Source organism: Erwinia amylovora, from assembly GCF_017161565.1.
Lineage (GTDB): Bacteria > Pseudomonadota > Gammaproteobacteria > Enterobacterales > Enterobacteriaceae > Erwinia > Erwinia amylovora.
In genome coordinates this window covers 3136959-3154604 of record NZ_CP066796.1, presented here as the reverse complement: position 1 = coordinate 3154604, position 17646 = coordinate 3136959, and the positions used below count along the sequence as shown (strand labels likewise).

General features: G+C 55.0%; 15 protein-coding genes, 4 tRNA genes and 2 pseudogenes. 12 read left to right on the top strand and 9 right to left on the bottom strand.

Going from position 1 to position 17646, the window contains the following annotated elements; translation table 11 throughout:
• Positions 1-18 precede the first annotated feature (18 nt).
• Positions 19-371 (bottom strand): annotated as a pseudogene (locus JGC47_RS14395) (transposase); the annotation flags it as partial.
• Positions 372-739: 368 nt separating this feature from the next.
• Positions 740-816 (bottom strand) — tRNA-Ile (locus JGC47_RS14390).
• Between the two features lie 776 nt (positions 817-1592).
• Here JGC47_RS14390 and JGC47_RS14385 point away from each other — a divergent pair.
• From JGC47_RS14385 to JGC47_RS14375, 3 genes are all read left to right on the top strand, one after another.
• Positions 1593-2987: an MFS transporter gene (locus JGC47_RS14385; RefSeq protein ID WP_004159949.1), complete on the top strand. Its 1395-nt coding sequence runs from the start codon at positions 1593-1595 to the stop codon at positions 2985-2987.
• 81 nt (positions 2988-3068) lie between these two features.
• Entirely contained in the window at positions 3069-4085 is a 1017-nt protein-coding gene (locus tag JGC47_RS14380) for a LacI family DNA-binding transcriptional regulator (RefSeq protein ID WP_206215641.1), read from the top strand.
• Positions 4086-4100: 15 nt separating this feature from the next.
• Positions 4101-5087 carry a nucleoside hydrolase gene (locus JGC47_RS14375; protein ID WP_004159944.1) on the top strand — a complete coding sequence of 329 codons (987 nt, stop codon included), beginning with the start codon at positions 4101-4103 and terminating at the stop codon, positions 5085-5087.
• Positions 5088-5134: 47 nt separating this feature from the next.
• Here JGC47_RS14375 and JGC47_RS14370 read toward each other — a convergent pair whose 3' ends face one another.
• The gene (locus JGC47_RS14370; protein WP_004159941.1) at positions 5135-6541 is read right to left on the bottom strand and encodes a PepSY-associated TM helix domain-containing protein; all 1407 of its coding nucleotides are present in this window, start codon (positions 6539-6541) and stop codon (positions 5135-5137) included.
• Positions 6542-6605: 64 nt separating this feature from the next.
• Entirely contained in the window at positions 6606-7046 is a 441-nt protein-coding gene (locus JGC47_RS14365; protein WP_004159939.1) for a DUF2946 family protein, read from the bottom strand.
• Positions 7047-7288: 242 nt separating this feature from the next.
• On the opposite strand from JGC47_RS14365, the pseudogene JGC47_RS14360 reads away from it, so the two are divergent.
• Positions 7289-7916 (top strand): annotated as a pseudogene (locus tag JGC47_RS14360) (MFS transporter); the annotation flags it as partial.
• 199 nt (positions 7917-8115) lie between these two features.
• Here JGC47_RS14360 and JGC47_RS14355 read toward each other — a convergent pair.
• On the bottom strand, positions 8116-9213 hold the full coding sequence (locus tag JGC47_RS14355; protein ID WP_004159934.1) for a GGDEF domain-containing protein: 1098 nt from the start codon (positions 9211-9213) through the stop codon (positions 8116-8118).
• A gap of 246 nt (positions 9214-9459) precedes the next feature.
• Between JGC47_RS14355 and JGC47_RS14350 the strand changes: the two genes are divergently transcribed.
• On the top strand, positions 9460-9693 hold the full coding sequence (locus tag JGC47_RS14350; protein ID WP_004159931.1) for a DUF1435 domain-containing protein: 234 nt from the start codon (positions 9460-9462) through the stop codon (positions 9691-9693).
• 94 nt (positions 9694-9787) lie between these two features.
• On the opposite strand, the gene JGC47_RS14345 is transcribed toward JGC47_RS14350, so the two are convergent.
• The 4 genes from JGC47_RS14345 to rsmC form a co-directional block, all read right to left on the bottom strand.
• Positions 9788-9874: transfer RNA gene (locus JGC47_RS14345), tRNA-Leu, on the bottom strand.
• Between the two features lie 31 nt (positions 9875-9905).
• A tRNA-Leu gene (locus JGC47_RS14340) sits at positions 9906-9992 on the bottom strand.
• A 33-nt stretch (positions 9993-10025) separates the two neighbouring features.
• Positions 10026-10112 (bottom strand) — tRNA-Leu (locus tag JGC47_RS14335).
• Positions 10113-10289: 177 nt separating this feature from the next.
• The gene (rsmC, locus tag JGC47_RS14330) at positions 10290-11318 is read right to left on the bottom strand and encodes a 16S rRNA (guanine(1207)-N(2))-methyltransferase RsmC (RefSeq protein ID WP_013035841.1); all 1029 of its coding nucleotides are present in this window, start codon (positions 11316-11318) and stop codon (positions 10290-10292) included.
• Between the two features lie 172 nt (positions 11319-11490).
• On the opposite strand from rsmC, the gene JGC47_RS14325 reads away from it, so the two are divergent.
• The 7 genes from JGC47_RS14325 (at position 11491) to JGC47_RS14295 (ending at position 17645) form a co-directional block, all read left to right on the top strand.
• Positions 11491-11910, top strand: a complete 420-nt coding sequence (locus JGC47_RS14325; protein WP_024015339.1) for a DNA polymerase III subunit psi — start codon at positions 11491-11493, stop codon at positions 11908-11910.
• A complete protein-coding gene (gene rimI, locus JGC47_RS14320) occupies positions 11873-12313 on the top strand; it encodes a ribosomal protein S18-alanine N-acetyltransferase (protein ID WP_013035842.1) in 441 nt (146 codons plus the stop codon). Before JGC47_RS14325 ends, rimI begins: the two co-directional genes overlap by 38 nt.
• A 14-nt stretch (positions 12314-12327) precedes the next feature.
• Positions 12328-13008, top strand: a complete 681-nt coding sequence (yjjG, locus tag JGC47_RS14315; RefSeq protein ID WP_004159925.1) for a pyrimidine 5'-nucleotidase — start codon at positions 12328-12330, stop codon at positions 13006-13008.
• A gap of 977 nt (positions 13009-13985) precedes the next feature.
• Positions 13986-14486, top strand: coding sequence for a hypothetical protein (locus JGC47_RS14310; RefSeq protein ID WP_004159923.1), 501 nt, complete (start codon positions 13986-13988; stop codon positions 14484-14486).
• A gap of 24 nt (positions 14487-14510) precedes the next feature.
• Positions 14511-15023: a type VI secretion system lipoprotein TssJ gene (tssJ, locus tag JGC47_RS14305; protein ID WP_004159922.1), complete on the top strand. Its 513-nt coding sequence runs from the start codon at positions 14511-14513 to the stop codon at positions 15021-15023.
• A 19-nt stretch (positions 15024-15042) separates the two neighbouring features.
• Positions 15043-16386: a type VI secretion system baseplate subunit TssK gene (gene tssK / locus JGC47_RS14300; RefSeq protein ID WP_004159916.1), complete on the top strand. Its 1344-nt coding sequence runs from the start codon at positions 15043-15045 to the stop codon at positions 16384-16386.
• Positions 16387-16403: 17 nt separating this feature from the next.
• On the top strand, positions 16404-17645 hold the full coding sequence (locus JGC47_RS14295) for a DotU family type VI secretion system protein (RefSeq protein WP_004159913.1): 1242 nt from the start codon (positions 16404-16406) through the stop codon (positions 17643-17645).
• The last annotated feature ends 1 nt before the right edge of the window (position 17646 follow it).

Sequence of the window (17646 nt, the reverse complement as noted above, 5' to 3'; positions counted from 1 at the left end):
GGGGAGAGCGTCAGTAGCATCATAGTCCCGCAGCGTCAGCGATCCCCGAACAGCGGTTTCACCCTCGTACATCGCCGTTTCGGCTATCGAGCGACGGTTGTCGTCCTTCGTCTGTTTCTACCGGGCATTGCTCCCTTTCAGATACTGATTCGCCACAGCACGGTTGCTTTCTGCATACTCTTCAGGCCAGTAGATCCGTCCGCTGCGGCTGAGCGGATTTTCCTGTGGATCTGCCGGATAAGGCCCGGGAAAGCCTCTGCGTAGGTTACATTGTTCTGCGACAGGTCAGCACAGATGATTTTATGCGTCTTTGCATCGACTGAAAAATGTCGCTGTTGCCCGATCCGGCGGCGCTCTTTACCCTGTTGCTTTGCCACAGGATGACCGGTGTCGTCAGAATGATGCGTTATCTAATCCTGCCATTCAGCAAGAGTTCGATTTATGCAACAAAGCCGTTCAGGCGTCAAGATTGGTGGAGTTCGTAAGCGCATACGCTCAGACAAAAAACGTGTATGAGAATGAAGCTATCCGCTTATACGTGGAAAGTGTGAGCCCCCTGCAAGCACGGTTGCACTTCCCACAAATTTTTCGCCACCTCAGTCGCTGCAGCTAAGCCCTTCAGGTCAGATCGCTGGGCATAGCAAAGATCTCATGGGACAATTTTGTGACGCTGGCAGCCAAAAACAAAAAAGCCACTCTTGGCGGAGTGGCTTAATGCCCTGATTTTACAGGTAAATTCTGGTGGCCCCTGCTGGACTTGAACCAGCGACCGAGCGATTATGAGTCGCGCGCTCTAACCAACTGAGCTAAGGGGCCTGAGGCGCGGGATTATAATGTAACTGCGCGGTACGATCCAGTATTTAACATCTGATTGATGCATTTCCAGGCAAACTCACTACGTCGGGAAGCAGTTGAATCTTAAACTTTATCTTGCCAGCTTCAGTTATCACGCGTCATTGCCAGCGCGGAGCGGCGACCGTACGGCGAATTATTGGATTTGCCATTACGCAGCTGCGTGATAGTTATCATTTTTCGCCTGGTCGATGGGGTTTTTCCGCATCTTGGCATTGGCCCTGTACGCTAACAAATCTGTACTTTTCAGGCTGTCATCTGTTTGTCATACAAAGTGGTTATGATGTGGCACCCAAAGCACAACATGTAAGAATAATCCTTGTTTTCTGACTTTATTCATGGTGAAAAAAAATATCATCATTTTCTTTACGACGCTATGGCTATGATTTTATTAATTATAAATGATTGATGTGCTATCCGGTGGCAAAAAAACGCCTCTAAAATTGGTAAGGCTACTTGATTTATCTACACGCGTAGATACAATGAAGGGGTAGTGGAAATTCACGGTGTTTGATAGTTGTCAGCTACCACAAGGTCAAATTTGTTTTACGTTACTTATGCGACTGGTCATTTTAGACCGTCGGCGTAAAGCGAATATAGCGTTCCAACACCAGGGAACTTTATAACGATCCTTTGTTATGGCTTTTTAACATCGCATCTTCACTGGCGAATTTTCCTCCGCTGAGGAGTGTGTACCAGGGAAGGTGCCCAACACAGCTCCTCACCTCAGGGAAATTTTCATGTCTACACATCAAAACCATGCACAGGATGCTGCGATAACAGCTGATTCTGCGGCAGACGAACGTCTAATCACGCGCGAAGGGCGCAAAGATTTCTGGCGCGCCACCCTGTCATGTTGGCTGGGTACTGCGATGGAATATGCCGACTTTGCGCTATACGGACTGGCCGCCGGTATTATTTTTGGCGATGTCTTCTTCCCCGAATCAACGCCTGCCATGGCGCTGCTTTCTACCTTCGCCACCTGGTCGGTTGGTTTTATTGCCCGCCCGATTGGCGCACTCTTCTTTGGCTGGCTCGGTGACCGTAAAGGTCGCAAAACGGTAATGATCTCTACCATCATCCTGATGGGCGCCTCAACCACTCTTATTGGTCTTATTCCCAGCTACGCGTCGATTGGCCTGTGGGCACCGGCCTGTTTAGTGCTATTGCGTTTCAGTCAGGGCTTCGGCGCCGGGGCGGAACTCTCCGCAGGCACGGTGACGCTGGCTGAATATGCGCCTACACGGCGGCGCGGCCTTGTTTCCTCGATCATCGCCCTTGGCTCAAACAGCGGTACGCTACTGGCTTCGCTGGTTTGGCTGGCGGTGGTGCAGATGGACCAGCGGTCACTGCTGGAATGGGGCTGGCGCATTCCGTTCCTGTGCAGCTCGCTGATTGCGCTGGTCGCGTTGTGGATCCGCCGTAACCTGAAAGAAACTCCGGTATTCGAACGTAAAAAAGCCGAGATGGAAACGCAGCGTGCACAGGTGCTGGCTACACGTTCACAGGTGCTGGATACGCGTTCTTTCTGGCGGCGCAGCCGTGCTTTCCTGACCATGGTTGGTCTGCGTATCGGCGAGAACGGTCCTTCTTATCTGGCCCAGGGCTTTATTATCGGCTACGTGGTCAAAGTGCTGGCGGTAGATAAGTCTGTCGCCACCAGTGCGGTCTTTATTGCTTCACTGCTGGGCTTTCTGATCATACCGCTGGCAGGCTGGCTTTCGGATCGCTTTGGTCGCCGCATTACTTATCGCTGGTTCTGTCTGCTGTTAATCATCTATGCCTTCCCGGCCTTTATGCTGCTGGATTCGCGTGAACCCGCTATTGTTATTACCACTATTGTGACGGGAATGGGGTTGGCATCGCTGGGGATCTTTGGCGTGCAGGCCGCGTGGGGCGTGGAAATGTTTGGCGTGCATCATCGCTATACTAAAATGGCCACGGCCAAAGAGCTTGGGTCAATTCTATCTGGCGGAACAGCACCGCTGGTGGCGGCAGCACTCCTTTCATGGACAGGGCACTGGTGGCCGATTGCCACCTACTTTGCGGTGATGGCGACTATCGGTTTTCTTACCACTTTTGTGGCGCCGGAAACGCGTGGGCGCGATCTCAATGCGGCGGAAGATGCGATATAACCACGGACTGACAGAGTGGTGATGTATGGGCCAGAGATTTTCTCTGGCCTTTATCGTTTTGATATATGAGGGATATCAGCAGTGGCGAAACAGGTTAAGCAGCGCGCCACCCGAGCCGATGTAGCGCAGGAAGCTGGCACGTCGGTAGCGGTGGTCAGTTACGTTGTCAACAATGGTCCGCGCCCGGTCGCTCCCGCAACGCGCGAAAGGGTACTGGCTGCGATCAAAAAAACCGGCTATCGGCCGAACAATGTCGCGCGGGCGCTGGCTTCAGGCACCACTAAAACTTACGGGCTGGTGGTGCCAAATATTGATAATGCGTTTATTGCCTCTCTCGCACATGAACTGCAACAGGAAGCGTTGGCCAACGATATGGTCATGCTGCTGGGCGATGCCGGTGACGATCGCAAACGCGAGCTGCAGCTGATCAATAATCTGTTGAGTCAGCAGATTAACGGGATTATCTATGTCAGCGTTGACCGGCATCCCTATATTGATGTTTTGCAAGCCAGCGGTACGCCATGCGTGATGCTCGACCGGGTCGATCCGGCTTGGCAGGTCAATGTACTGCGCGTGGATGAGCGAGAAGCTGCGCGTCAGGTGACATCTCCCCTACTGAGTCATGGTTATCAGGAGGTGGGCATTATCTGCGGTCCACTGGAAAGGCTTAATTCGCAGGACAGGCTGCATGGCTGGCGCGAGGCGCTGGCAGAATATGGCGTGCAGGAGCGTCCCGAGTGGATCTTCTCCACGCCTTATACCCGTCAGGGAGGTTATCAGGCGGCACAGCAAATGTTACAGGGCGGAACGCTTCCGCGCGCGCTGTTTGCCACCAACGAGGCGCAGGCCATAGGCTGTATTCGTGCCTTGTCGGAGCGCGCGATCAAAGTACCGGATGATGTCGCGCTGGTGTGTTTTAACGGAACTGACCAATCTGCTTATCATCTGCCATCGCTGACTACCGCTCGTCAGCCGGTGCGTGAAATGGCAAAGGCCGCCATCAAAATGCTGGCGAACTGGAACGGAGAAACCGCGCTAAGTGAGTTTTCTCATCAATTAGAAATTGGCGAGTCTTGCGGCTGCAAGCTGGTCAGATAATAAAGATAACAACAGATGATACGATTAATTATTGACTGCGATCCGGGGAATGGCATTGCTGGCGCCAACGTTGATGACGGGCTGGCCATCGCGCTGGCGCTGGCCGCGCCAGAAATTTCACTGGAACTGGTCACCACCGTAGCGGGGAATACCCCAAGCGAGATCGGTTACAGCGTGGCAAGGGATCTGATCGAGCGCGCCGGTCAGTCGGTACCGGTGATTAAAGGGGCGGATGCGGCGTTAAATGAACCCAGCGCACCGTGGCGTGGCGTTCTGGATTCGCGGGTGCACCAGCAGCAGTTGGCACACCTTTGGCAGGGCGTGCGCCAGCCACCCGTTTACTCGCCGCCGCCAGAAGAAGCAGCCGATGCGATGGGACAACTGATTTGCGCCAATCCCGGTGAGATAACGCTGGTGGCAATTGGCCCGTTAACTAACGTTGCTCTGGCGCTGGAGCGTTACCCGCAGATGGCCGAGGCGGTGCAGGAAATTGCCATTATGGGCGGCGTATTTGCGCTGGATGACTTTATCAAAGACACCAATTTTGGTATCGATCCTGAGGCGGCACACAAAGTGCTGACCAGCGGAGCGAATATCACGCTGGTGCCGATGGATGTCACCAGCCAAACGCTAATGACCCATCGGGATCTCGACCGTATTGCGCAAATTGACACGCCGCTGGCGCGCTTTGTGACCGAGACGCTACGCCCGTGGATAGAGTACTCCATGCAAACCCGACGCCTGGCGGGTTGCTGGATACATGATGCACTGGTCGTCGCCTGGCTGCTTAACCAGCAGGTAGCAACCGCTAGCGACTATTTTGTCAATGTAGAACTGCGGGAAGGCATGACGCGCGGTAAATCATGGCGTTATCGCTACCCGCTGCGGCTGGATGTCGGGATTGGTCAGCCGCAGGGCAGCCCGGTGCAGGTATTGCAAACGGTTGATAACCCATTACTGCTGGCCATGCTGGAACAGTATCTGTCGCAGCCATTGGGTTAATGCCAGATCGCCAGGGCGAGCCTCTGCTTTCAGGCCCGCCCGTCAGATCATTTTATTGACCGCTGCCAGCGCCAGCGGTCAATGACCAGCAGAATCAGCAGGCTGACGCCCATTACCGGTAAACTTACCGCGACAAATCCCGTCAACATCAGCAGCATCAGACGAATACCGGGCGTTAACTGCCGCCAGCATCCCAGCAGCGTGGCAAACGGGGAAGTTTCTCCCGGCCCGGGGCGTCGTAACCACCACATGCGGTAGCCAATGGCAATCATCAGGCACAGCCCGAGGCCAAACAGTGCCAGTACCAGCTGATTGGCTATCCCGAACAGCACGCCCATATGCGCATCCACTCCCCAGCGCGTCAGCCTGGCCAGCAGACCAAATTGTGCAAAACCGACCTTATCCACAATCGCATTATTCTGTGGATCCACCGCCACGCTGTCTACCTGAGTCGGCCAGCGGTGATCAGTCTCACTTACCGTCCAGGCCCTGTCCGCGCGATAAGCCGGGCGGATTTCCAGCTTCGCCGCATCAATGCCTGCTGCGCGCGCCGCATGCAGGACCGCGTCGAACTGGTACGGAAAGATCCGGACGCCATCGTGCATTATCTGGCTGTGGCCTTGATGCTCTGCATGCTCATCCATTGCCATCGCCGGTGCGGGGTGTAGCGCGGTGCTAACCACTGGCGTCAACCAGCCAAAATGGCTGCGCAACAGGGAAATGTTATCCCCGGCCCAGCGTGACCAGGTCAGCCCGGTGGCAGAGAAAAACACCATTCCGACTAACAACGCCAGTCCAACAGCCGTGTGCCACTGGCGAAATCGCGCCAGGCGCCGTGCCGGCGTCGAATGGGGGCTGGCAGATTTGCGGCGCGCGGCGCAGTTGCTTACCCATAACAGCGCGCCCCCCAATGCGGTAACCCACAACCAGCTTGCCGCCAGCTCACTGTAAACACGGCCCACATCGCCCAGCAGCAAATTGCGGTGCAGGTAATCCAGCCAGGTGCGCAGGGGTAATATACCGCTGGTGCCGTACACCGTCATGATGCCACGCACCTCAAGGGTTTTTGGATCAATGAATACTGCGCGTGTTTCCGAGGGGCCAAGATCGGCTCGATAAAACATCACGCGGGTGGTTTCCCCCTGCTGGGGAGCGGGGCGCACGGCAGCAATCTTCACGTCTGTGCCGATAAATTCGCTGGCGCGAGCGACCTGAGCAGAAAGCGGCTGGTCAGCGCCGGATGATGAAGTCAACAGCTGCCGTTGATAAAGCACCTTCTCCAGCTGCGGGGTCATGACATACAGGGTGCCGGTGAAAGCGGCGATAAAAATAAACGGGGCGATAAACAGCCCAATATCAAAATGCAGACGACGCAGCAGCGCTGGCAGGCCGCTGCGGGATGATGTGGCGTGCGTGGACGCATGCCGGATTTGTTCTGACATAGACTCTTCCATCCGCCTGTTTAGCAGGCATAAAACGCGGGCTGCGGGGGATTTCCCACAGTCAATAGGCAACGGACTAACGTGAAGCGCCGTAGCGGGGTGGGGCGCGTGGATGGAAGAAGCCTGGGGTAAAACGGGCCAGTGGCGGCGGGGACCGCGTCACGTTCGGGATCTCTGCCACCAGGGACGCTGACCATAGCAGCCACGACGGCAGCAAATCGAGCGGCAGATGCACCAGCAGCAGGCAGTAGCCGCAAGCGCTGTCATCCATTATCGGTCGCACGGGGTGTTGAGTCTTGCCGGCGGCTGGATCGGCTTCGGCCAGCGAACGATCGTCCGCTGACATATCCATCTCCATCGCCATGCCCATGGCATGATGCATCATCATGCTGTTGCCGCCGCGTTGCTGCGCCAGTGATGTTGAAATCACCGGAGCAATAAACAGCAGCAGCATGGCCAGCAGGGCGAAGCAGGCGGCAAAACGGCGATGTGTGACAGAGTGCAGGATCGTTAACATCCTTCTCAGTACCAGGAATATTCTGTGGGATTGTACTGGAATTTACCGCGCGAGGTAAAAAGGAATAGCGTCGAACGGTCCTATTTCGGCGAAATGACCTTTATGATGCCCGGCTGTCCGGTCTCACACGACCGTTTGCGCTGGTGCTGGTGCAAACAAAACCCGGCAAGGCACGCCGCCGGGCCATTTGGCCATGCTGGCGCAGACCTGTGCCAGCCATGAAGAGCTGGATGAAAAAGTACGGATGGCGCGGCCTGTGCCCGATCGGCGCACTGCCGATCCTGCTGCTGGCGTTTATCTGGTTAAAAGCGCCGGAATCGTCGGTATGGCTGGCAGCGCGCCAGCGCCAGCAAAACGTGGCGCTGCTGCCGGTGTACGCTTATCTGATATTGCTGATGACCTGCTTCAACTTTTTCAGTCACGGAACGCAGGATCTCTACCCGACCTTCTTTAAGGTGCAGCACGGACCGGAACCGCATATCATCAGCTTGATGGCCATCTGCTACAGCATTGCGGCGATGCCGCGCGGGGGTTTTCTTCCGGGTGCTGTCGGAGGATCGTGGCCGAAAAAACGTTTATCGCAGCCATTGTTGCGCTGGCGATATTGCCGTTACGGGCGTTCTCCAGCGGTTCCCGCGCCATCGGTATCGGCGCGTTTATGATGCAGGGAGCCTGAGGCGTGGTACCGACTTATCTGAGCGGACCGCTACCCGCGAATGTGCGTGCGCTACTGCCGGGTTTTGTCTGCCAGCCGGAAAATCTGCTGCTTCAGGGAATGCCATCCTGCAAGCCGGCATTGCTTAAGCGCACGGTAATCACGACGGGCTGGCGATGGCCAGCGTTGCCGCAACGGTAGCGGGGTTGATCTGACTGATTGTTGCCGTTGGCCGTGAGACGCACGGCATGAAGATTTCGGGTCAGTCCTGGCATACTGCGCTGGTCTTCCCGCCTGAGGGTGAAAAAACGCGCAGACGCCGGAGAACGATGCGGTAGCCAGTTAGTTAGCACCTGATTTTTATATAATAAGTTAAATCAATGTGGCTGGCCCGCAGAGCAGTTCGGTTGGCTATTATACGATATCTGCAGGTTTACCGAGCGGCATTTTTGCCGCGTCCTGAAGGTGGGTAACCCTGTTACGCCCCCGGCTTTTAGCCAGATACAATGCCCGGTCAGCATGGGCCAGCGCCTTGTCAAAATCATCTGCTATTAATGGCGCAACACCCACGCTGATGGTGACCTGGGTAGCGACCTTATCGTTGAATCTGTGGGGGATCTCAAGACCCAGAACGAACTCACGAATACGTTCGGCCTGCTTTATGGCAATGGATTCGTTGACATTGGTCAGTAACACCAGAAATTCTTCACCGCCATAGCGGGTAACGATATCGCGGGAGCGCACCGCATCGCGTATAGCTACCGACACGCGCGTCAGCGCCTGATCGCCCATCGCGTGACCGTAATTGTCGTTATAGGCTTTGAAATGGTCGATATCCAGCAGCAGGACATAATGATTGCCGGTGAGCTGATCAGCGATATCCGCCAGGCGGTTCTTAAGACCGCGGCGGTTATACAGCCCGGTCAGCGGGTCCAGCATACTCAGGTCACAGTAGGTTTCCTTCTCTTCATAGAGCTGCCGGACCAGACGCCGGGTGAACTTATCGCGCTGCCGCAGCATCAGATGATGCAGAGTAAAACCCAGCAGCGGCAGAATAATGATAAACAGGATGATAAGCATACTTTGGCTTTTATCGAGCGTCAGAACGGCGATCGAAGTCGGTGCCGTATGCAGAATAAAGGCGGGCAGATAGTCTCCCAGTGCAATGGCGCTGATGAATAACACGCTGACCAGCGCAACCAGAAGATAAGCGCCATCAAGATACAAAGCCTGCTGATACCGGATAGTGATATGCCATGCCCACAGTATTCCGCCGATCGCCGCAGCGAGATTTAAAAGCGGAAACTTCGTTACAGGTTTTAACAGCATTAACGCGAGTAATACGGCGCTGGTGATGATAATGGCGATGGTCGGTACGGTGACCTTCAATGTTGCATGATGAATGACGCGAAGGATGCAAAAGGTTGCCGCAGCGATGTTGAGGAAAAGAAACAGCATCAACGACAGCCGTTGCTTGCTGTCCAGTAACTCATCGTAGCTTTGCAAATTCATTATATTTACTCGTGACTGCCCTGAAATATCAACGTGCCAGCACCGTTAAGCCACTGATTCACAGTGCGAATAGCTTGGAGTCATTATGGTGAGAATTTTCTGAAGTGTGGATGTCAATTTATCATTTAAAAACAGCACTGTCATCCGCAAGGGGAATTTCCCAACATTTGTTGCTGCAAAGTGATAATGATTAACATATGCTATTGGTAATCATTATCATTTATATCTGTAAGGGGATGCCGGATAATGTTCAAAAGACTGGACAGTGGCTGGGGCGTGCTGGTGCCCTGTGCAATGATGCCATTGCTGGCAGTGATGAAACTGTCATTTGCCGAATGGCGCATGCTAATGGTAACAGCGTTTTTGGCCACGGTATTCATGCTGTTTCATAAGCGGCTGCGTCACTTCATGCTGCTGCCGTCCTGCATGGCTTTTGCCGGTGGACTTACGGCGATCTCGGTGAATTTTAGCTCGGTATAGCGGTTAATGGGCGGTGAAGATGAATAAATAGCAGGGGGTGTTAAAGGGCGTTGAGCTGCGGGGAAGTAAGGGCGTAAATCAGCGGTATTCAACATGGTGCGAAGAGAGGGACTTGAACCCTCACGTCCGTAAGAACACTAACACCTGAAGCTAGCGCGTCTACCAATTCCGCCACCTTCGCGTCCTGTTGAACTTAATTCATATCACCGCATTGGTGCGAAGAGAGGGACTTGAACCCTCACGTCCGTAAGAACACTAACACCTGAAGCTAGCGCGTCTACCAATTCCGCCACCTTCGCGCAGATGCTGCGTAATATGAATATCGTGGTTTTTGGTGCGAAGAGAGGGACTTGAACCCTCACGTCCGTTAAGACACTAACACCTGAAGCTAGCGCGTCTACCAATTCCGCCACCTTCGCATACCCGCCATATAACAAGGTTATATCGCAACCACGGAGGCGCATTCTAGAGGTTTTACCCTGTACGTCAACAGTTATTTCTTATGGTTGATACAAACGCTGGAAAAAACAACTTGCAGCTGTGATTAGCGTAAAAAAAGACAAGCGGGCGGAAAAATAGCCGCCCCTTATACGTGGTTATTTTTTGGCCGGGCGGCCCTTAACGGCACGATAAACCTTAAAGCGGCCGTTTTGCAGCAGCACTTCATGGCTACCGAAAGCTTCGTCCAGCACCTGTGGATAGGGCAGGAAAGCGTTAGCGACGATCCGCAGCTCACCGCCGGTATTCAGGTGGCTCACCGCGCCACGGATCAGCGTCTGTGCGGCATCCAGGCTGGTTTGTACCCCATCATGGAACGGCGGATTAGACATAATCATATCGAAACGCCCGCTGATGTCGGACCAGACGTTACTGGCAAATACGTCGCCTTCCAGCTGATTGGCCGCCAGCGTCGCTTTGCTGGAGGCAATCGCCGCCGCGTTGACGTCGGTCAATGTCAGGCGAACTTTCGGTGAGAAGCTGGCCAGCATGGCGGAGAGCACCCCGGCACCGCAGCCCACATCCAGCACTTTGCCCTTCATATGCGGTTTTAAGGTGGACAGCAACAGCTGGCTGCCAATATCGAGGCCATCGCGGCTGAACACCCCCGGTAAGGTTTTGACGGTGATTTCGCCCAGCGGGTATTCATCCCAGAACGCGTCGGCATCAAAGGTGGGATGGCTGTCAAGGCGGCCATGATACAGACCGCAGCGGCGGGCGCTGTCGATCTTTTCCAGCTTTGCCCAATCAGCGACCATCTGTTCAGCGCTACGCACGCCGCTGCGATTTTCGCCAACGACAAAAATATCGCTGCCGATCGGCAGCAGCGCCAGCAGGTTTTGCAGCTGATACTGCGCTTCTGGCTTATTCTTCGGCCAGTAGTAAACCAGGGTATCACAGTCGGCTGCCATCGCGGCGCTGGCAACGAGGCCATAATGGGCATTTTCCCCCAGCACGCGACTGAGGATTTGCCAGTGATGATATTGCTGGGTGTGCACCCGGCTCAGCGCGGTTTCAAGTTGGGCGGGCAGGTCATCCTGCAGATCGCCAGCAAACAGCACGCGGCGTTGGGTAAATTCATCACTGTGGCGCAGTATCACTTCACTGGCCGGGGTAAATGCGGACATCGATGGCTCCTTATCAATCAGAGCGGCGATTATAGTTGTTTGTTGGCGCATAATCATCGGCTTTGTTAGCATACGTCCGGCATACTCCAAGACACAAAGGCGAACGCCGCCCTTCTGCAGCGCCATAATTTTGGCGAAAGCGGCGCATGGCGGTACCAGACAGGAAAAAATGATGTCTCCCAGACGTGACTGGTTATTACAGCAAATGGGTATTACGCAGTACACGCTGCGGCGTCCGCGCGCCTTGCAGGGCGAGATTGCGATCACGTTACCCGCTGAAACCCGCCTGGTGATCGTGGCGGATAATCCGCCCATGCTGCACGATCCGCTGGTGGTGGACGTTTTGCGCGCCCTCAATCTGCAGCAACCGCAGGTGCAGGTACTTACTCCTGACCAGCTGGCAATGCTGCCGGATAATGCCCGCTGTCCCAGTTGGCGTTTAGGGCTGGAAGCCCCGGTGACGTTAGCCGGAACCCAAATTGCTTCGCCCGTACTGGCGGAGCTTTATCACAATGCCGAGGCCAAACGGTCGCTCTGGCAGCAAATTTGCCAACATGAATCTGATTTCTTTACTCACCCCGCACGACCTTGACGCTGCGTTTGCCATTGAGCAGCGCAGCCACGCTTTTCCCTGGACGGAAAAGACCTTTGCCAGCAATCAGGGCGAACGTTATCTCAACTTCCGGCTTACGGTGGATGGGGTGCTGGCCGCTTTCGCCATTACTCAGGTGGTGCTGGATGAAGCCACGCTGTTTAACCTGGCGGTAGATCCGGCATTTCAGCGCCGTGGTCTTGGGCGTGAACTGCTACGGCATCTTATTGATGAACTTAAACAGCGCAGCGTCATGACCCTGTGGCTGGAGGTTCGTGCTTCGAACCGTTCCGCTATCGCGCTTTATGAGCAGCTTAATTTTAATGAGGTCTCTGTTCGCCGTCATTACTATCCGACGGCAGGTGGTAAAGAAGATGCAATTATCATGGCGCTGACCATTTAACGGAGATCTGACCGATGCTTAACAACTGGGACTGGATTTTATTTGACGCGGACGACACGCTGTTTCACTTTGACGCGTTTGCCGGTTTGCAGCGGATTTTTCAACGCTACGATGTCGCGTTCAGTCGTGCCGACTACGACGACTATCAGGCGATTAACCAGCCGCTATGGGTTGATTACCAGAATGGCAACATCAGTGCGTTACAGTTACAGCACCAGCGTTTTGAGGGCTGGGCAGCAAAGCTGGATGTGACGGCACAAAGCCTCAATAGCGGTTTTCTGGCGGCGATGGCTGAACTTTGTACTCCGCTACCCGGAGCTGTTGAACTCCTCAATGCGCTAAAGGGCCGGGTTAAAATTGGCATTATCACTAACGGATTTACCGCGCTACAGCAGGCACGGCTTGAACATACCGGCTTGTCCGGCTACTTCGACCTGCTGGTGATATCTGAGCAGGTGGGATCCGCTAAACCGCATCCGGCAATCTTTGATTATGCGCTGAATCAAATGGCTAATCCGCCGCGCAACCGTGTACTGATGGTGGGTGACAATCCGGACTCAGATATTCTCGGCGGCATAAACGCCGGCATGGCGACCTGCTGGCTGAACCATAATGACCGCAATAAGCCGCAAGGCATCCATCCTGACTGGCAGGTCTCCTCCCTGACCGAATTGCAGATTTTACTGGGCGCGTAAGCGCCTTAACTGCGCGCTGAAACCATTCATTAGCTAAGCTTAACCAATTATTTTGGTTATTTGTGCTGCTAATCAGGCGGGTTCGTTTATTTATTCTGGCAATCTGCCTTTGTACAGGTATTTTTAGCAATCAGTGCTATTCCGCCCTCATTTCTGGCGCGTTCGATTTTTCCTTGCCGTGGCGTTGAAAAAATTTAAAAAAAAATTCCAGTCATGCAGAGGTGATTTATCGTCGCGTCAGTACCGACTGGTGATAAAAACCCTTATTGATATAGGAATATTCCTAACTAATTTCAGTCTTTACGCTGATTTCTTACTTTATCCTTATATAAGTTTATCTAAAGATAAATTCCGCTCCGGGTCGCCGTTGAATTATTGCTTTTTGTCTGTAAAATTGCCGAAAACTTACAATTCAGGGTAAACCTTTACTGGTCAGCGGGATGACTGATGTCTGTCTCGTGCGGTAGCTATGCGAATAACTGCTAACCAGCTCCTCCCGACGCGATAGATATCACGCCTAATCCGCTGCATTTGGTTGATTTAGCCGCAGCATGACGGGTGATATTTTAAACGGTCAATCACCGGGGCTGTTCACGCCACCCCGTTTACGTATTTCGAAAGGTTATGACCTGTTACCATCAAGCGGGATCTGCGGGTGATATTGCGGTGCGCGACTTATCACTTATTTATCGATGAAAATTAATCATTCATGCCGCTATGCTTCGCCGGGTGCATTCGCTATGCCGCGTGCAATCAATTACCCGTGCTGATGTAAATCATCTTCCTGAGACAGCCGAAAATGGCTGACATTGCCAGCAAAATATTCAGTTCGCCGTGGTGATCTGTGCTGCTACTGCGCATTTCAACCGGGTCGTCACCCTTCCTTCCGGGCTGATTACTTTCACTTTTTTGATGTTGTACTGCGGGTTTGACTGCCCGTTCCCCGTTATTATTGAGAAAACGTTAAGAGGATTATGGTGAAAATTCGTATCGCATTAAGCTTGCTATTGGTGATGAGCGTCGTTGGCTGTAAAACCCCGCCTCCGCAAATCACCGACGACACGGTGGTTTCCAGCACGGTTGACGGCGTTAAACTGAGCTACCGCCACGCTATTACGCCGCCGCAAAGCTTTACGCCGGTTAATGAAGAGTATCGTGCGCTGTATGCGGCCTCGGTCATGAGCCGCCCGGATTTTGGCGGCAAGCTGGTACGCCATCTGGATAACGGTCAGACCTTTACCGTACTGGGCTCGGTTGAAAACAACTGGTTTGCTATTGCTGATGCCGGGCAGGAGCAGCTGATAGGCTATGTGCCGTTGCGTGCCGGTGTAAAAAGCGATCTGTACAACCAAACGTTAAAAGCGGACCAGCGGCGTAAACGTGTTCGCGCCCCGGCAAAAAAGAAGACCTGTGTTGCGGTGGACGGTGACAGCAAAGCCTGTCAGAACAACAACAACGGTACCTGGATCATTGACTGATAACCCGTTAATGGCAGCATCACTATGCACAGACTTTCGATTTTTCGCCTGGTGACTCAGGCGTTTTTGCTGGCAGCCTTTACCCTGCTGGCAGGTTGTGTTTCCACTTCACGCAGCGTCCCCGCGCAGTACAGCCTGGTCTTTCAGGCACATCCTCAGATCAACAACTCGGCTCCGCTGAAAGTACGGGTGCTGCTGCTGAAGTCGGATGCGGATTTAATGGCGGCCGATTTCTATTCGCTGCAAACCAATCCGCAGGGCGTGCTGGGGCAAAACCTGTTGAACAGCGAGCAGTTTTTCCTGATGCCGGGGCAAACTGACAAAAAACTGGCCGGGCAGAGCAGCCCGGAGGCGCGGTATATCGGCATTATGGCGGAATATCAAATGCTTGATGGCAAAAAGTGGCGTATTTCACTGCCGGTTCCTCTCCCCGCAGAACGCCATTTTTATCAGTTCTGGCAGGGGGATGCGGATAATCTGCGTGCCGACATCATCGCCGATATCAACGGTGTCCGTGTTGTTAATGCCCGCGATTAGCGCGGACACAGGAGTCATCATGAGCAAGGCAGAAAAAGTAGTCTGGACCGAAGGAATGTTTCTGCGTCCGCATCATTTCCAGCAGAGCGAAAACTACCTGCAGAGCACGCTGCGCGACTGGGGACAGGCGCAGCGCCCGTGGCTGTGGGGCCTGCACGACATTGAATTTGATGAATCGATGCTGCGCCAGGGCAAAGTTGCGCTGCTCTCGGCCAGCGGCCTGCTGCCGGACGGCACGGTATTTTCCTTCCGCAATGGGCAAGATGCCCCGGCGCCGCTGTTAATCCCTGATAACCTGACTCAGGGCAAAGTGGTACTGGCGCTGCCGGCGCGGCGCGGCGGCCGTGAAGAGGTGATCTTCAGCGAAGCGGCCGATTCGCTGGCGCGCTTTATCAGCTTCGAGCGCGAAGTCGATGATGTTAACGCCATGGCGGTCGGTCAGGCGGCGGTACAGTTTGGCCGTTTACGTCTGCGGCTGATGCTGGAAAGTGAACTCAGCGCCGAATGGACCGCCATCGGCGTGGCGCGTATCAGCGAAAAGCGTAGTGACCACCAACTACGCCTTGACGCCAGCTATATTCCACCGATGCTTAATGCCATCAACCAGTCACAGCTGATGGAATACATCGGTGATATCCACGCCCTGCTGGCGCAGCGCAGCCAGCAGATTGGCCAGCGCTTACAGCAGCCCGGACGCTTTAACACCGCCGATATGGTGGACTTTATGCTGCTGACGCTGATTAATCAGCAGCTGGGGCATATCAGCCACCTGAAAAGCTTGCCGCTGCTCCATCCTGAAACGCTGTTCCACGGCTGGCTCACCTTTGCGGCTGAACTGACCAGCTGGATGCCGTCGCGCACCCCGGACGGCGCACTCCCGACCTACCAACACGACGATCTGGCTGGCTGTTTCAGTCAGCTGCTGCTGTTGCTGCGTCAGGGGCTGTCGCAGGTGATGGAAGAGAATGCGCTTCAGCTGCCGCTGACCGAGCGCTCTCACGGGCTGAACGTGGCGACCGTGCCGGAGTCCTCAATGGTGCGCGAGTTTGGCTTTGTGCTGGCGGTGCGTGCCAACGTGCCGGCCGACGCGATACAAACCCACTTCCCGGCGCAGATGAAGGTGGCTCCGGTGACGAAAATCCGCGATCTGGTTCAGCTGCAGCTGCCGGGCATTATGCTGCGCGCCATGCCCGCCGCGCCGCCGCAGATCCCGTGGCACGCCGGCTACAACTATTTTCAGCTCGATAAGGGCAGCGAACTGTGGCAGGAAATGGAAAAGTCCGGCACCTTCGCGCTGCACCTGGCCGGTGAATTCCCGGGGCTGGAGATGGAGTTCTGGGCAATCCGCAGTCACGCAGTCTGAGCAGGGACTAAAGCACAATGAAACAGCAAAGACATTCAGATGCCGCCCAGACGGGTATGAACGGTGCCAACGGTCATAATCCCCTGGTCGCCGCCGCCAACCCGTTGCTGAACGCCATTCCCCAGATCCGCCATTCGGTCGCCCATCCCGATCCTGCCGGACTGCGTCAGCGGCTGGTCGACGAAATTCGCCAGTTTGAAATGCATTGCCAGCGTGCCGGGCTGCCCTGGGAAGTGATTATCGGCGCACGTTACTGCCTGTGTACCGCGCTGGATGAAGCCGCTGCGCTTACTCCCTGGGGTGGGCGCGGCGTCTGGCCCGGCAACGGGCTGCTGGTTACCTTTCATAATGAAACCTGGGGCGGCGAAAAATTTTTCCAGCTGCTGGCGCGTCTGTCGCAGACGCCACGTGAGCAGATCGCCCTGCTGGAGCTGATTAATTTCTGCCTGCAGCTGGGCTTTGAAGGGCGCTACCGGGTGATGGATAACGGGCGCTCCCAGCTGGAGACCATCAGGCAGCGGCTGTTGCAGATGATCCGCTCGGTGCGCGGTGGCTATGCACCGCCGCTGTCGGCACATCCCGAAGACCATCCGGTAACGCGACAACTGTGGCGGCCGCTGGTGCCGCTGTGGGCCTGTAGCGCCGTGGTGGGCTTCCTCGCCTGTCTGCTCTATATCCTGCTTAACTGGCGGCTGGGTGATTATACCAGCCCGGTGCTGGCCTCGATTTACCAGACCACGCTACCGGAAGTGAGCATTCACAATCCGGCTCCGCCGCCGCCGGCAGCGGTTAATCTGAAAACCTTTCTGCGGCCCGAAATCGAACAGGGGCTGGTGGCGGTGCGCGACGAGGCCGACCGCAGCGTAGTGACGCTAAAAGGTGACGGCCTGTTTACCTCCGCCTCCACCGAAGTCCGTGGCCGCTACGCCGAGGTGCTGGATCGCGTTGCCGCCGCGATGAACAGCGTGAGCGGCCGCATTCTGGTGGTGGGCTACAGCGATAATGTACCGATCCGCAGCGCGCGCTTTGCCTCCAACTACGAGCTATCTCTGGCGCGTGCGCAGTCGGTTTCCGAGCAATTGCAGCAGCATCTTACACAGCCGCAGCGGGTGAAAGCGGAAGGGCGGGGCGAAAGCAACCCGCTCGCGCCGAACAACAGCGCCGGGAACCGCGCCCGCAACCGACGCGTAGAGATCACCCTGCTGGTTTCGCCGGGCAGCACCCGGGCCGAGCTGAACGACATGGCGCAAGGAAATTAAC

Excerpts from the sequence above, each read along its gene's own strand:
- JGC47_RS14295 (WP_004159913.1), top strand. The coding sequence starts at position 16,404 with ATGAAACAGCAAAGACATTCAGATGCCGCCCAGACGGGTATGAACGGT.
- yjjG (WP_004159925.1), top strand. The coding sequence starts at position 12,328 with ATGCTTAACAACTGGGACTGGATTTTATTTGACGCGGACGACACGCTG.
- rsmC (WP_013035841.1), bottom strand. The coding sequence starts at position 11,318 with ATGTCCGCATTTACCCCGGCCAGTGAAGTGATACTGCGCCACAGTGAT.
- rimI (WP_013035842.1), top strand. The coding sequence starts at position 11,873 with ATGAATCTGATTTCTTTACTCACCCCGCACGACCTTGACGCTGCGTTT.
- JGC47_RS14325 (WP_024015339.1), top strand. The coding sequence starts at position 11,491 with ATGTCTCCCAGACGTGACTGGTTATTACAGCAAATGGGTATTACGCAG.
- JGC47_RS14365 (WP_004159939.1), bottom strand. The coding sequence starts at position 7,046 with ATGTTAACGATCCTGCACTCTGTCACACATCGCCGTTTTGCCGCCTGC.
- JGC47_RS14370 (WP_004159941.1), bottom strand. The coding sequence starts at position 6,541 with ATGGAAGAGTCTATGTCAGAACAAATCCGGCATGCGTCCACGCACGCC.
- JGC47_RS14350 (WP_004159931.1), top strand. The coding sequence starts at position 9,460 with ATGTTCAAAAGACTGGACAGTGGCTGGGGCGTGCTGGTGCCCTGTGCA.
- JGC47_RS14375 (WP_004159944.1), top strand. The coding sequence starts at position 4,101 with ATGATACGATTAATTATTGACTGCGATCCGGGGAATGGCATTGCTGGC.
- tssJ (WP_004159922.1), top strand. The coding sequence starts at position 14,511 with ATGCACAGACTTTCGATTTTTCGCCTGGTGACTCAGGCGTTTTTGCTG.
- tssK (WP_004159916.1), top strand. The coding sequence starts at position 15,043 with ATGAGCAAGGCAGAAAAAGTAGTCTGGACCGAAGGAATGTTTCTGCGT.
- JGC47_RS14385 (WP_004159949.1), top strand. The coding sequence starts at position 1,593 with ATGTCTACACATCAAAACCATGCACAGGATGCTGCGATAACAGCTGAT.
- JGC47_RS14355 (WP_004159934.1), bottom strand. The coding sequence starts at position 9,213 with ATGAATTTGCAAAGCTACGATGAGTTACTGGACAGCAAGCAACGGCTG.